General features: G+C 70.3%; 13 protein-coding genes. 11 read left to right on the top strand and 2 right to left on the bottom strand.

Annotated features, from left to right (window positions below):
• Nucleotides 1-83: 83 nt before the first annotated feature.
• From JOD54_RS08770 to JOD54_RS08750, 5 genes are all read left to right on the top strand, one after another.
• Nucleotides 84-1,511: a threonine/serine exporter family protein gene (locus tag JOD54_RS08770; protein WP_204450043.1), complete on the top strand. Its 1,428-nt coding sequence runs from the start codon at nucleotides 84-86 to the stop codon at nucleotides 1,509-1,511.
• Between the two features lie 116 nt (nucleotides 1,512-1,627).
• Nucleotides 1,628-3,058 (top strand): alpha,alpha-trehalose-phosphate synthase (UDP-forming), encoded by a 1,431-nt coding sequence (locus tag JOD54_RS08765; protein WP_204450042.1) that lies wholly within the window; start codon nucleotides 1,628-1,630, stop codon nucleotides 3,056-3,058.
• Nucleotides 3,059-3,094: 36 nt separating this feature from the next.
• A complete protein-coding gene (otsB, locus tag JOD54_RS08760) occupies nucleotides 3,095-5,623 on the top strand; it encodes a trehalose-phosphatase (RefSeq protein WP_204450041.1) in 2,529 nt (842 codons plus the stop codon).
• 189 nt (nucleotides 5,624-5,812) lie between these two features.
• Nucleotides 5,813-6,238: a PE domain-containing protein gene (locus JOD54_RS08755; protein WP_204450040.1), complete on the top strand. Its 426-nt coding sequence runs from the start codon at nucleotides 5,813-5,815 to the stop codon at nucleotides 6,236-6,238.
• Between the two features lies 1 nt (nucleotide 6,239).
• Nucleotides 6,240-6,818: a DUF3558 domain-containing protein gene (locus tag JOD54_RS08750; RefSeq protein ID WP_204450039.1), complete on the top strand. Its 579-nt coding sequence runs from the start codon at nucleotides 6,240-6,242 to the stop codon at nucleotides 6,816-6,818.
• 114 nt (nucleotides 6,819-6,932) lie between these two features.
• Here the strand turns inward: JOD54_RS08750 and JOD54_RS08745 are convergent, their stop codons facing one another.
• Together JOD54_RS08745 and JOD54_RS08740 are read right to left on the bottom strand one after the other, a co-directional pair.
• Entirely contained in the window at nucleotides 6,933-7,121 is a 189-nt protein-coding gene (locus tag JOD54_RS08745) for a hypothetical protein (RefSeq protein ID WP_204450038.1), read from the bottom strand.
• Between the two features lie 84 nt (nucleotides 7,122-7,205).
• Complete coding sequence (locus JOD54_RS08740; protein ID WP_204450037.1) at nucleotides 7,206-7,373, bottom strand: hypothetical protein; 168 nt, start codon at nucleotides 7,371-7,373, stop codon at nucleotides 7,206-7,208.
• Between the two features lie 543 nt (nucleotides 7,374-7,916).
• On the opposite strand from JOD54_RS08740, the gene JOD54_RS08735 reads away from it, so the two are divergent.
• The 6 genes from JOD54_RS08735 to JOD54_RS08710 all read left to right on the top strand — a co-directional run bounded on the left by JOD54_RS08735 (nucleotide 7,917) and on the right by JOD54_RS08710 (nucleotide 13,356).
• Entirely contained in the window at nucleotides 7,917-8,105 is a 189-nt protein-coding gene (locus JOD54_RS08735) for a hypothetical protein (RefSeq protein ID WP_204450036.1), read from the top strand.
• A 30-nt stretch (nucleotides 8,106-8,135) separates the two neighbouring features.
• Complete coding sequence (locus JOD54_RS08730; protein ID WP_204450035.1) at nucleotides 8,136-8,843, top strand: ESX secretion-associated protein EspG; 708 nt, start codon at nucleotides 8,136-8,138, stop codon at nucleotides 8,841-8,843.
• A gap of 89 nt (nucleotides 8,844-8,932) precedes the next feature.
• The gene (locus JOD54_RS08725; RefSeq protein ID WP_204450034.1) at nucleotides 8,933-10,024 is read left to right on the top strand and encodes a hypothetical protein; all 1,092 of its coding nucleotides are present in this window, start codon (nucleotides 8,933-8,935) and stop codon (nucleotides 10,022-10,024) included.
• Complete coding sequence (locus tag JOD54_RS08720) at nucleotides 10,021-11,172, top strand: toxic anion resistance protein (RefSeq protein ID WP_204450033.1); 1,152 nt, start codon at nucleotides 10,021-10,023, stop codon at nucleotides 11,170-11,172. The genes JOD54_RS08725 and JOD54_RS08720 overlap by 4 nt, the downstream gene beginning before the upstream one ends.
• The gene (locus JOD54_RS08715) at nucleotides 11,169-12,779 is read left to right on the top strand and encodes a VWA domain-containing protein (RefSeq protein ID WP_204450032.1); all 1,611 of its coding nucleotides are present in this window, start codon (nucleotides 11,169-11,171) and stop codon (nucleotides 12,777-12,779) included. The genes JOD54_RS08720 and JOD54_RS08715 overlap by 4 nt, the downstream gene beginning before the upstream one ends.
• On the top strand, nucleotides 12,766-13,356 hold the full coding sequence (locus JOD54_RS08710; protein WP_204450031.1) for a hypothetical protein: 591 nt from the start codon (nucleotides 12,766-12,768) through the stop codon (nucleotides 13,354-13,356). Before JOD54_RS08715 ends, JOD54_RS08710 begins: the two co-directional genes overlap by 14 nt.
• Nucleotides 13,357-14,110 lie beyond the last annotated feature (754 nt).

The following is a 14,110-nucleotide window of genomic DNA, read 5'->3' as shown; positions in this document are numbered from 1 at the left end:
TGGTACGGGCGGTGGGGGGCGCGGTTGCGGGGCGGCTCATGATCCGAGACGGTCGGTGGGGTTGTGGTGGCGAGGAGGTCGGGGTGGCGCGGGTCTCGGGACGGGCCGGGTGGTTGGCGTGGTTGCGGCTGGGGGGTGGGGGCAACGGGCAGGTCAGCGGGGGTGCGGGGCAGGCGGTGCACGGGCCGCGGTTGCCCGAGGAGCGGACCGTCCACTTCGTGCTGGACCTGGCGTTGCGGATCGGCGAGGTGCAGATGGCCTCGGGGGCCGGTGCCTCGGACGTGACCGCCACGATCATCGCGGTGTCGGCGGCCTACGGGTTGCCGCACTGCGAGGTGGACGTCATCTTCACCTCCATCACGGTGGCCTGCCAGCGGGGCACCGACGAGCCGCCGATCACCTCGTTGCGGGTGGTGCGCTCGCGGGGGCTGGACTACACCCGGCTCGCCGACGTGGAGACGCTCGTCGGCCGGATCACCCGGGACGGGCTCGGGGTGCTGGAGGCGCGGGCGGAGTTGGAGCGGATCACGACCGCGCCGCACCCGTACCCGCGCTGGGTGGCGACGCTGGCGTTCGCGGGGATGGCGGCGGCGGTGACCGTCCTCATCGGCGGTGCGGCGGACATGGCGCTGTTCGCCGGGGTGATCACGGCGGTGGTGGACCGGGTCGGCCGGGTGCTCAACCGCAGGGCGCTGCCGTTCTTCTTCCAGCAGGTCGTCGGCGGCGCGTTGGCGACCGGCACGGCCCTCGCCCTGCTGGCCAGCGGGGTCATCGCGGCCAGACCGACGGTGCTGGTGGCGGCGGCGATCACCGTGCTGCTGTCCGGGTTGTCGGTGGTGTCCACAGTGCAGGACGCGATCACCGGCTACAACGTGACCGCTGCGGGCCGCACGATGGAGATCTCGCTGATGACGGCGGGGCTGATCGCAGGTGTCGTGCTGGCGCTCAACGTCGCCACCAGGCTCGGCATGGCGTACACGCCGCTGGCCGATCCGTTGCCCCCCAGCGCGTTCCGGCTCCCGGTGCAGGCGCTCGCCGGTGCGGCGGGCGCCGCGCTGTTCGCCCTGGCCAGTTACGCCAAGCCGCGTGCGCTGCTGGTCGCCGCGGTCGCGGGCGGTGCGGGTACCGCTGTCTTCGGCGCGCTCACCCTCGCGGGCAGCAGTCCCATCACCGCGTCCGGCGTCGCCGCGGTCGTGATCGGCTTCGCGGGCGGGGTGATCTCCCGGCGGCTGCGGATGCCGCCGCTGGTGGTCGCCGTGTCCGGTCTGGTGCCGCTGCTGCCCGGTCTGACGACCTACCGCGGGCTCTACGAACTGGCGGCGGAGCGCAGCACGAGCGGGCTGCCGACGTTGATGTTGGCGGCGGCGATCGCACTGGCACTCGCCGCGGGCGTTGTCCTGGGCGAATACCTCGCGCAGCCGGTCAGAACCGGTCTGAGCAGGTTGGAGCGGCGGCTGTCGGGGCCCCGGTTGTCCGGCCCGCTGCGGCCGACCGAACGGCGGCTGGAGTAAACCCCCCGAAGGCGTGAGAGTCGCCACGCGCGCTCACCCCGCTCGCAGGACGCGGGGAGTGCCCGCAGTGGCTAGCCTCAAACCGGCATCCCCCGGTCTGAGGAGGCGCGTCAGGCGTGAGCAGCGAAAACGGTGCGGACTTCATCGTGGCCGCCAACCGGCTGCCGGTCGACCTCGAGCGCCTGCCGGACGGCACCCAGCGGTGGAAGCACAGCCCCGGTGGTCTGGTCAGCGCGCTGGAGCCGTTCCTGCGCAGCCACAGCGGCGCGTGGGTCGGGTGGCCGGGGGTGGCCGACGTCGAGGTCGACGAGTTCACCGAGGACGGTCTGCGGCTGCACCCGGTGTCGCTGACCGCCGACGAGGTGCGCGACTACTACGAGGGTTTCTCCAACGCGACGCTGTGGCCGCTCTACCACGACGTGGTGGCGCCGCCGGTGTTCGACCGCGGTTGGTGGGACAGCTACGTGAAGGTCAACCACCGGTTCGCCGAGGCCTGCGCGAAAGTGGCGGCCCAGGGCGCGACGGTGTGGATCCAGGACTACCAACTGCAGTTGGCACCGGCGATCCTGCGCGACCTGCGGCCGGACCTGAGGATCGGGTTCTTCCTGCACATCCCGTTCCCGCCAACGGAACTGTTCATGCAGCTGCCCTGGCGCGCGGAGATCGTGCGCGGACTGCTCGGCGCCGACCTGGTCGGGTTCCACCGACCCGGTGGCGCGCAGAACTTCCTGTGGCTGGCGCGGCGGCTGCTCGGCCTGGAACCGACCAGGGGCGCGGTCGGGGTGCGCACCCGGCCCGGTGTCATCCAGCTCGGGGACCGCGCGGTGCGGGTGGGCGCGTTCCCCATCTCCATCGACTCCGCGGGCCTGGACGCGTTGTCGCGCAAGCGGGAAACGGTCGCGCGCACCCAGCAGATCCGCGCGGACCTGGGCAACCCCAAGAAGGTCATCCTCGGTGTGGACCGGCTCGACTACACCAAGGGCATCGACGTGCGGCTCTACGCGCTGCAGGAGCTGCTCAGCGAGGGCCGGGTCGACCCGGCCGAGGTGGCGATGGTGCAACTGGCCACGCCCAGCCGCGAGCGGGTCGAGCACTACCAGCGGATGCGCAGCGACATCGAGCAGGTGGTGAGCCGGATCAACGGCGAGTTCGGCCGCATCGGTCGCCCGATCGTGCACTACCTGCACCAGTCGATCGGGCGGGCCGAGCTGTCGGCGTTCTTCTCCGCGGCCGACGTCATGCTGGTGACCCCGTTGCGGGACGGGATGAACCTGGTGTGCAAGGAGTACGTGGCCTGCCGCCACGACCTCGGCGGCGCGCTGGTGCTCTCGGAGTTCGCGGGCGCCGCGGCCGAGCTGACAAGCGCTTTCCTGGTCAACCCGCACGATCTCGACGGCGTGAAGAACGCCATGCACGACGCCCTCACGATCGATCCAGCAGAGGGTCGCCGTAGGATGCGCGCGCTGCGGCGACAAGTGCTGACCCACGACGTCGACCGGTGGGCGCGCTCGTTCCTCGACGCGTTGGACCCCGAGCACGCCCACTGAGCAGACCCGCCCCGAGAACGAGCCAAGGAGAAGGCGTTGACCGCCGAGGCCCTCCCCGCCGAGCTGCGCCGCGCCATCGTGCAGATAGCCCGCACGCCCCGTCTGCTGGTCGCCTGCGACTACGACGGGACGCTGGCCCCGATCGTCGAGAACCCCGAGAACGCCCGCCCGCACACCGAGTCGGTCGGCGCGCTGCGCTCGCTGGCCGGTCTGCACGAGACCACCGCAGCGGTCATCTCCGGTCGGGCGCTGCGCGACCTGGCCACGCTGTCGCGCCTACCGGCCGAGGTGCACCTGGTCGGCAGCCACGGTTCCGAGTTCGACGTGGGGTTCGTGCACGCGCTCGACGCCGAGGCCAGGGACCTGCACCGCCGCATCGAGGCGGAGTTGGAGAAGCTGACCGAGGGCGCGGACGGCGTGCACCTGGAGGTCAAGCCCGCCAGCATCGCGGTGCACGTGCGGCGCGCGCCTGCCGAGGTCGCCGAGGACGTGCTCGGCAAGGTCCGGTCGGGACCGTGCACCTGGACCGGGGTCCAGGTGACCGAGGGCAAGGCGGTCATCGAGCTCGCGGTGGTCCAGACCGACAAGGGCCACGCGCTCGACGTGCTGCGCCACCAGGCGGGCGCGACGGCGGCGGTGTTCGTCGGCGACGACGTGACCGACGAGAAGGCGTTCTCCCGGCTGCAGGGCCCCGACCTCGGGGTGAAGGTGGGCGAGGGCGAGACCCTCGCCGGGTACCGGATCGACGACCCGGTGTCGGTGGCCACCATGCTGGCGCTGCTGCTGGAGGAGCGCCGCAACTGGCTCTACGGCGGGCAGGCGCCGCCGATCGAGCGGCTGTCCATGGTGGCCAACGAGCGCTCGGTCGCGCTGGTCACCCCGGACGCGCGGCTGACCTGGCTGTGCCACCCGGAACCGGACTCGGCCGCGGTGTTCGCCGACCTGCTCGGCGGTCCGACAGCAGGCCACTTCTCGGTGTCGCCGGAGCGCGGCGGATTGCCGCTGGGACAGCGGTACCTGCCCGGCACGATGACCGTGGAGACGCGGTGGTCGGGCCTGCTGGTCACCGACTACCTCGAGCACGACGTGCCCGCGCACCGCACGGACCTGACCAGAGTGCTGTCCGGGTCGTCGGCCGCGGTCGTGGAGTTCGCGCCCCGGCCGGAGTTCGGCCAGGTGCAGGTGCGGCTGGAGGCGACGCCGGACGGGTTGCTGGTGCTGGGCACCTCGGACCCGATCGCGCTGCGCGCCCCCGGCGTCGAGTGGGAGATCACCAGCGACGGCCAGGTGGACTCGGCGCGCGCGGTGGTGCGGCCGACCCCCGACGAGCCGGTGGTGTTCGAACTGCGCTGCGGCACCAGGGACTTGTCCGCGCACCCGGTCGAGCGGGCGGCGCGCACGGCGCGCGCGGCGTCGTACTGGACCGACTGGCTGGACACGCTCGTGCTGCCGCCGGTGGAGAAGGACCTGGTCGCCCGCTCCGCGCTGACCCTGCGCGGCCTGTGCCACAGCGAAACCGGCGCGATCATGGCCGCGGCCACCACGTCGCTGCCGGAGGAGATCGGCGGCATCCGCAACTGGGACTACCGCTACTGCTGGCTGCGCGACGCCTCGATGACGGCCAAGGCGCTGGTGTCACTGGGGTCCACTGTGGAGGCTGAGGCGTTCCTGGGCTGGGTGCACGGGGTGCTGGCCACCATCCCCGGCCCGGAGCGGCTGCACCCGCTGTACACCATCGCGGGCACCACGCTCGGCCCGGAAGCGGTGATCGACACGCTGCCCGGGTACGCCGGTTCGCGCCCGGTGCGGGTCGGCAACCTGGCCAACCAGCAGGTGCAGCTGGACGTGTTCGGCCCGGTGGTTGACCTGGTGGCGGCGCTGGCCGAGGCCAAGGGGTCGCTATCGGACAGCGACTGGGCGATGGTCGAGGCGATGGCCGAGGCGGTCACCAGGCGCTGGCGCGAGCCAGACCACGGCATCTGGGAGGAGCGGCACCGGCCGCGCCACCACGTGTACTCCAAGGTCATGTGCTGGCTGACCATCGACCGCGCGATCACGCTGGCCGAGGCGCACGGCAGGGCGGTGCACGCCGACTGGCCGGGCCTGCGCGACACCATCGCCGAGGACGTGCTGACCAACGGCTGGAACGACGAGGTCCGCTCGTTCACCACCGCCTACGACGGCACCGACCTCGACGCGGCCACCCTGATGATCGGCATGGTCGGCCTCATCGACCCGACCGACGAGCGGTTCCAGGCCACCGTGACCGCCACCGAGGCCGAACTGCGCTCCGGCTCCACCGTCTACCGCTACCACCGCGACGACGGCCTCCCCGGCGACGAGGGCGGCTTCCACATCTGCGCGGCCTGGATGATCGAGGCCTACCTGCTCACCGGCCGCCGCCCAGAAGCCGAAGACCTCTTCGCCCAAATCGTCAACGCGGCGGGCCCGACCGGCCTGCTGCCCGAGGAGTACGACCCGGTGGCGGAGCGCTCGCTGGGCAACCACCCGCAGGCGTATTCACATTTGGGTCTGATCCGCTGCGCGCAGCTGCTTTCCGCATAAATCGCGTTACTACGCCCGAGGGGTGGACCGTTACCCGGTCCACCCCTCGCTTTGTTTACCCTCGGTCAAAGTTCCCCTGACCACTGATGCCCCAACAGTGTCATCCGGACGAAAAGTCGCCAACAGCGAGCTTTCGACCACACAGCGTTGCTACCCTCTCCAGGCACCGCACCGCCGAGGGGGATTCCCGTGCCAGAGGACGACATAACGGCGTCTGTCGACCGGCAGATCAGCGTGCAGGTGGGCTCGGGCGCGGTACGGCGCTACCCCGACAACGTCGCGACCAGCGAGGGCGCGAGTGGCTACTTCCACTTCGAAAGCCTCGCTGCGCTCGACGCGCTCATCGCCCGGTGGCACGTCGTCCTAGCCAAGATCTCCGCGAACGCCAGGACTCTGGAAGAGAGCCGCGAAACGATCCGCCCACCGGCGGGCGATGAGATCAGCACCAATGAGGTCACCGCAACGAAGCGCAGCGTGCAGTCGGCCCTCGACCACAATATCCAGATGCAGGAGTACACCAGGTCATACCTGGAGAAGCTCATCGTCGCACGCAATGAGTACGCGGCGACCGAGGCACGGAACACCGTGACCGTCCGCGCCTCGAAAGGAGGCTGACGTGCGCCGCCACGTGATCGTTGCCGGCATGGGGATGGCCGCGCTACTCGCCGCCTGTTCCGTGCCGGGCACCCCCATAGCAGGCTCATCCGGCGCACCGAGCTCAACGACGAGCGACACCGACGGGGCATCGCTGAAGGTGAAAGACCCCATTGAACCCGGGCGATTCCTTGCCGAGCCGTGCGCGGTCCTCACCAGGTCTCAATCCACCGGCCTGGGCTGGGAGGGCGAAGGAACCCCCCACAAGGCGGGGCAAAAGAACGCGTCCTGCGACTGGGACGCCAAAAACCTGGCGAACTACTCCTTCGGCTGGCTCGACGAGTACAATCAGAGCATTGCCGATACATACCGGGTGTTCAAGGACAATTCGGCATACTTCGAGCCGACCACTATCAATGGGTATCCAGCTGTTTTTCACGACGGTACCGACAACCGGAAATACGGCCATTGCAACTTGGTTGTGGGAATTCGCGACAATCTTACCTTCCACGTGAACTCGTTTGGCGCGACGGAAACCGACGCGTGCAAGACGCTGCGCGAAATGGCAACTCTGGCGATCACCAATATCAAAGCGGGGTAGGATGGGCATGATGACCGGAACACCCGCCGATGCGATCTACGCAAACTTCCACGACGGCGTGGGGACTGGCCCGCTGGAGCGCACGGCGGAGACTCTGGCGCAGGCCGCCGAACACTACGGCGAGGTCGCCCGCGACATCATGGAGATCACCCGAGCCATGGAGCAGGCGTGGTCAGGAGCGGCGAGCGGGGCGGCGATGCGGGGTGCTGGGCCGCTGGTGTTCCACCACCAGATCGCCGAGTCGCTGTTGACCAAGGCGCAGAACGTGACCGTGGACCAGGTAGTGCTGTTCAACGAGGTCAAGAGCCTCGTCCAGCCGATCCCCCTGATAGCCGCCCAGCCGGGCTGGTGGGACGACATGATCACTGTCGGCGGCGCGTCGGCGAACTATGAAGCCTCGCTGCGCCAGTACCAGGCCGTGACCGAGCACAACGTCAACGCCATGCGGCTATACGAGGAGCAGGCGACCAACAACGCGTCCGCCCTGCCGACCTCGTTCGGGAGCATGGTGGTCGACCCGACCGCGATCGTGATCGACCCACCACCTGCTGGCACCGAGACACCAACTCGGGTCCAACCGCCGGTGCCGGTGCGGAGCCGGGTGACGGGCACCCACGAACCCGTCGTGGCCAGGGCGCCCGCCCGGTCGGGGACCGAGCAGCAGCGGGTCGGTACCGGCGAAGTCCAGGTGCACTACCAGCAGCAGACGGATCCGAGTCAGGTCGCGCCTCGGCCGCCGGTGGTGGCTCCGCAGCCGGGTCCCACTCCGCAGCCAGGCCCAAATCCGGGCCAACTGCCCGGGTATCCGCCGCCAGGTGTGCGGCCGCCGGTCGTTGCGCTGCCGCCGGTGCGGATGCCGGGTGGTGGGTCCACGACTGGGTCGGTGGGCGCCACGGGTGGGCGTACGGGGCAGTTCGGGGGTGGCGGCAGCCAGCCGGGGCAGCAGGGCGGCGGGAGCGGACAGCGGGTGCCGACCGCGGCCGAGCAGGGGCGCGGTTTGTCGGCCCGCGGGCTCGGGGCCGAGGCGGGACGCGGGTTCGGGCCAGAAGGCGCCCGGACAGGCGTGGGGCCGACCGAGAGGGCGTTCGGGGGTCCGGGGTGTCCGAAGGGACCCGGGGAGCGGGCCAGGGGCGTGCGGGCGGCGGGCTGCCCATGGGCGGGGGTGGTGCGGCCGGGCAAGGGGAAGACGACCTGGAGCGGTCGGCGCCCGCGTACCTCGTCGTGCCGGATCCCGAGGACCTGTTCGGGACCGACGCGATCACGGCTCCCCCGGTCATCGGTGAGTGACCGTTGCTGGACAGGCCGTTGGAGTTGTCCGTGCACGCGGTGCAGCGCATCGCCCGGGTCGAGGAGCTCGGCGAGCTGCACGTAACCCTGGCGCCGACGCCGGTGTGGTTGCCCAGGGATGAGGAGCGGGCGCAGGACGCCGCTGCTCTGCGGGTGTTGGCTGAACTGGGCGAAGTGGACAGTCGGGGGCGAATCGACCCTGATCTGCGGGCGACGCTGGCGCTGCTGTGCCGTCCGCGCACCGAGTTCTACGGGTGGATCACCAGCAACGACCGCACGATCGGTGTCCTGGCCGCCGCGGCCGGGCGGGACGCCGTGCTGGCCGTGCGGGTGGACGACACCCTCCACTTGCGACAGATTGCCCCGGACCGCCTGCCGGACACGCTCGTGGACCAGGCGCCGGACGTCGCGCCGGGGCGCGGGCAGGCGATCACCGTCACCCCGGCAGAGCCGTCGACCCGGCAGTACACGACGTCGTCGCGGTCGGCGCCGGAACTCGCTCTCGCCCAGCGGATCGCGCAGTTGCCGACGACCGGCGGCGGGCAGTTGTACGTGGCCGTGCGCGACAACCACAACCGGCGGACCGCGGTGCCGCAGCCGGTGCGCTACGCCGACACCAGCGGGGGTCGCTGGCTCAACCTGACGCTGCCCGACAGCCGGGTGCTGATCGCACCGGCGACCAAAGCCGCGCTGGCCAAGCGGTTGCGCGATCTACACCAGGCCCTACCCGTCGCCTGACGTTCACGTCCGGTTCATGTCCAGTCCGCGCAATCCCCCGTCGTAGGGGGTGCGGGCCGGGGATGATCGGGCTGGCGAGGAGGGGGCGCATGAAACGTCGGGTCAGCATCGGTTTGGCCGTGGTGTTGCTCGCGGCGGTTGTGGCGGCGATCGTCTTCGGGTCGGGTGACGACGAGGGCACGCACAGCGACCAGGCGCAGGTGGTGCGGGGCGTTGGCGGGTCGGAGAAGGCGGCGTTCTTCGCCGACCGGCGGGTGGTCGAGGCGTTCGGCAAGCACGGGCTGCGGGTCGAGTTCGACTCGGCCGGGTCGCGGCAGATCGCGACCACAGTGGACCTTGGCCCGTACGACTTCGCGTTCCCGTCCTCGCGCCCGGCGGCCAGGCGGATCGCGGTCGACAAGAAGGTCACCAAGTCCTACACGCCGTTCCGCTCGCCGATGGCCGTGGCCACCTTCGCGCCGATCGCCGACCTGCTGACCGCGCAAGGCGTGGTGCACAAGGGGATCGGCGAGTACCAGGTGCTGGACGTGGCCAAATACCTCGAGCTGACCGCGACCGGTGCGCGCTGGGACCAACTGCCCGGCAACACCGCCTACCCGGTGCGCAAGAACGTGCTGATCACCACCACCGACCCGCGCAACTCCAACTCCGCGGCGATGTACCTGGCGCTGACCTCGTACGTGCTCAACGACAACAGCGTCGTCAGCACCCCGGAGGCCGAGGCGAAGGTGTTGCCCGCGACGACGAAGCTGTTCATCGACCAGGGCTACACCCAGAGCAGCAGCGAGGGACCGTTCGAGGACTACCTGGCCTCGGGCATGGGCAAGGCGCCGCTGGTGTTCATCTACGAGTCGCAGTTCCTGGACCGGCAGCTGCGCGGCGACGGTTCGATCCGGCCGGACATGCGGCTGCTCTACCCGCAGCCCACGCTGCTGTCCGAGCACACCCTGGTGCCGCTCAAGGGCAACGGCGACCGGGTCGGCGAGCTGCTGAGCACCGACCCGGAGCTCAAGCGGCTGGCCGCCGAGTTCGGCTTCCGCACCGACGACCCCAAGGCGTTCCTCGACCTGGTCGCCGACCGCGGGCTCACCGCGCCAGCGGATCTGCTGGCCCAGGCCGACGTGCCCAGCTACGAGACGCTGGAGCGGCTGCTCGACGAGATCGCGAGACACTACCGGTGACCGACCTGGCGTTGACCCCGCCCGACCCGGTGAGCCCGGTCCCGCTCGACCGGGCGGCCGGGCTGATCCCGATCGACGACGCGGCCAGGGCGGCGGCCGCGGCCAAGGCCGAGCGGTTCACCGGCGAGCTGGCCGCGCTCGACCCGCGCTCCCCCGGCTTCACCGACAAGGTCGACGAGCTGCTCGCGGTCGGCGAAGCGGACATGCGGGTCGCCGCCGGTATCGCCACGGCGCTGCTGGACCGGTCGGTCGGCGCGCTGGCCACCGCGCAGGGCGGTTCGCAGCAGCGGATCACCACGAGCCTGGTCGAGCTGCGCCGCACCGTCAGCGACCTCGACCCGGGTGGCGCACCGGTCCAGCGCAAGCTGTTCGGCGTGATCCCGTTGGGCGGCAACGGGAAGCTGCTGCTGGAGCGGTACCAGGCCGCGCACACCCCGATCAACCAGCTCATCGTCGAGCTGCGCACCCGCCAGGACCAGCTGCGCCGGGACAACGCCGCGATCAAGGGCGAACGGGCGCGGCTGTGGGAGAACATGGCCCAGCTGGCCGAAGCCGCCGCTTTCGCCGAGGCGCTCGACGCCGCGGTTGACCGGCAGGCGGGGATCTTCGACCTCGCCGACCCGACCGCCGCGACCTCGCTGCGCGCCGACGTCCTGCTGCCGGTTCGGCAACGGCACCAAGACATCCTCACCCAGCTCGCGGTCAGCGCGCAAGGCTATCTGGCGCTGGATCTGTTGCGGCGCAACAACGATGAGCTGATCCGGGGCGTGGAGCGCGCCTGCTCGACGACGGTCGCCGCGCTGCGCGTCGCGCTGGTCGTCAGCAGCGGCCTGGCCAACCAGCGCGCGGTGCTCGACGAGATGGATGCGTTGCGCGGCACCACCGACGAGCTGATGCGGGTCAACAGTGCGCTGTTGGAGCAACACACCACCCGGATCCAGCAGGCGGCAGGGGATCCGGTTGTCGGCGTCGCGACGATCCGCGAATCGTTCGACCAGATCCTGCGCGCCATCGACGCCGTTGACCAGTTCCGGGCGGGCGCGACGGCGAACATGGCCACCACGGTCGCCTCGCTGACCGGGGAAGTGCGCCGCACCACCGAGCACCTGCGCCGCTCACACGACAGCGAGACCGGGGGACAACCATGAAGCGCGCCTTAGCGACCGTCCTCGCCGTCGCCGCCCTGGTGGCGGGGTGTTCGTCGGACGAGGGCGAAAAGCCCGCCAGCCCAGCGGAACCGGGGAAGCTGCGGGTGCTGGCGGGCAGCGAGCTGGCGGACCTGAAGCCGGTGCTGGAGCAGGCCGCGCAGGCGACCGGTGTGCACGTCGAGTTCACCTTCACCGGCACCATCGAAGGCGCGGAAACCCTCGCGAGCGGCAACGCGGACGGGCGCTACGACGCGGTCTGGTTCTCGTCGAACCGGTACCCGCAGGCGCTTCCCGAGGCGGCGCGCAGGCTCGGCACCCAGACGAAGATCATGACGTCGCCGGTCGTGCTCGGCCTGTCCCGGTCGAAGGCCACCGAACTCGGCTGGGTCAACAAGCCGGTCACCTGGTCCGACATCGCGAAAGCCGCCGCGGACAAGAGGTTCAGCTACGGCATGACCGACCCGTCCGCGTCGAACTCCGGCTTCTCCGCCTTGGTCGGCGTCGCCTCGGCGTTGGCGGGCACCGGATCGGCGATCAGCGCCACCGAGATCAGCGCGGTCACCCCGCAGCTGAAGGGTTTCTTCGCCGCCCAAGCCATGCGCGCGGGTTCCTCCGGCTGGCTCTCCGAGGCCTACCAGCGCCGCGCGACCGGCGAGGACCCCGGCGCGAAGGTCGACGGTCTGATCAACTACGAGTCGGTCCTGCTGTCGCTCAACGCGGGCGGAAAACTCCCCGAACCGCTCACCCTGATCTACCCCAGCGACGGCGTCGTGACGGCGGACTACCCGCTGACGGCGCTCAAGGACGCGCCCGAGCACGCCAGGTCCGACCACCGCAAGCTCACCGACCACCTCCGGTCGCCCGATGTGCAGCGGGACATCATGTCCCGCACGCACCGCAGGCCAGCGGTGCCGAACGTGGAGCTGACCAAGGACTTCACCGCGCAGACCCTCGTCGAACTGCCGTTCCCGGCCACCGAGCAGGCGTTCGACGCGCTGCTGATGGCCTACTTCGACGAGATCCGCCGCCCGTCGCGGACCGTGTACGTGCTCGACGTGTCCGGCTCCATGGAGGGCAAGCGCATCCAGGACCTGCGCGGCGCGCTCGTCGGGCTCACGGGGGCCAACAACGACCTGGTCGGCCGGTACCGGCGGTTCCACGGGCGGGAAGAGGTCACGTTCATCCCGTTCAGCGAGCAGCCGCAGCAGCCGATCTCGTTCTCGGTCCCGGAATCCGACCCCCAGGGCGAGCTCGACCGGATCAAGGGCGCCGCCGAGGACCTGGACGCGGGCGGCGGCACGGCGATCTACTCCAGCCTCGACCGCGCCTACCAACTGCTGGCGGCCCAACCGGACGACGGCAGGGTCACCTCGATCGTGCTGATGACCGACGGGGAGAACAACAGCGGCCAGGACTACGCGGACTTCGAACGGGCGCAGGCGAACCGGGACGCGCGGCTCAAGGGCGTGCCGGTGTTCACGGTGCTGTTCGGCGAGGGCAACAAGGACGAGATGGACAACGTCGCGCGCCGCACCGGCGGGAAGGTGTTCGACGCGCGGGAGGCCGACCTGCGGCAGGTGTTCCGGGAGATCCGTGGCTACCAATAGCGTCGTCCGCTACCTCGGGTCGACCAAGAACCTGGTCGGCTGCACAGCCGGACTCGGCGGCGTCGGCCTACACCTGACCGGCGTCGCGGGCGACCTCTGGCTGCTCGTGGTCGCCGGTCTCTACCTGGCGGGAGCCCTCGCCGCCCCACCCGACCGCATCCACCTCGCGGTCGACCCCGCCCAGAACGCCACCCAACTCCGCGACGACCTGGCCACCCTGATGGCCAGGGTCCAAGCCGAAGCCAAACGCCTCCCCGACGACGCCCTCCCCCGCCTCACCCGCATCGAACGATCCCTGGACGCCGTCCTCGCCCGCCCGAAACCCCTGTCCGCCGACCCCGAAACCACCCACGCCACCACCCGCCTGGTCCGCGTCGACATCCCCCTGGCCGTCGAGACCTACCTGAACCTGCCCTGGTGGATCACGGTGACCAGGCGCTCCGCGGCGGGAGAGCTGTTGGCGCAGCTGGAACTCCTCGAAGCAGACGCCGAAAAGGTGGCCACCCACTTCTTCGCCGAAGACCTCCGCCGCCAATCCGACCACACCCGCTACCTACGCGACCGAGCGGAGGAGTAGGACGCTGCAGCCTGGCCGGATTGAGCAGCCCCCGAATCCAGCCTAGTGCTCGCAGCGGGTCTAGTGGGCAGCTGACTTCTGCGCTGTGGACAGGTGGCCTGGTTGTGGACAACCCCGGCCAACTCTGTCCACAACCACCTCGACTATCCACAACCCCAAACTTCATCGCCCGCTTCCCCAACGCCCACCAGTAGGCTGGATTCGGGGGCTTCTTATTGCGACTGTGGATGGAAGCGGCGGTTGTGCACAACCTGCCCCGGCAATGTCTGCACTTTGCCCACAACCACCCCACTAGTCCACAGGCCCAAGATCGCCGACCGCTTTCCCCACACCGGCCCCTAGACTGGATTCGGGGGCTTCTCACCACCGGTGTGGATGAATACGGCGGTTGCGCACAACCCGCCCCGGCAATCCCCGCACTTGGCCCACAACGACCTCGCCAGTCCACAAGTCCAAGATCGCCAGCCACTTCCCCGGCACTAGTCCGTAGGCTGGATTCGGGGGAATCTCACTACTGATGTGGGTGGAAACCGAGGTTGTGTACAACCAATGACCGGCCTTTATCCACAACCAGGCCAACCATCCACAGGCTTAACATGACCATCCCACTTCCCGGCAGCCACCGTTAGTCTGGATTCGGGGGCGACTCACTTCGGCTAGAGCCGGATGCGCCGGATGCGCCGGATGCGCCGGATGCGCCGGATGCGCCGGATGCGCCGGATGCGCCGGATGCGCCGGATGCGCCGGATGCGCC

Origin of the sequence: Actinokineospora baliensis, assembly GCF_016907695.1 — a bacterium.
In the GTDB taxonomy this organism is placed as follows: Bacteria; Actinomycetota; Actinomycetes; order Mycobacteriales; family Pseudonocardiaceae; genus Actinokineospora; species Actinokineospora baliensis.
This window is presented reverse-complemented; position numbering and strand designations above follow the sequence as displayed.

Excerpts from the sequence above, each read along its gene's own strand:
- JOD54_RS08725 (WP_204450034.1), top strand. The coding sequence starts at position 8,933 with ATGAAACGTCGGGTCAGCATCGGTTTGGCCGTGGTGTTGCTCGCGGCG.
- JOD54_RS08715 (WP_204450032.1), top strand. The coding sequence starts at position 11,169 with ATGAAGCGCGCCTTAGCGACCGTCCTCGCCGTCGCCGCCCTGGTGGCG.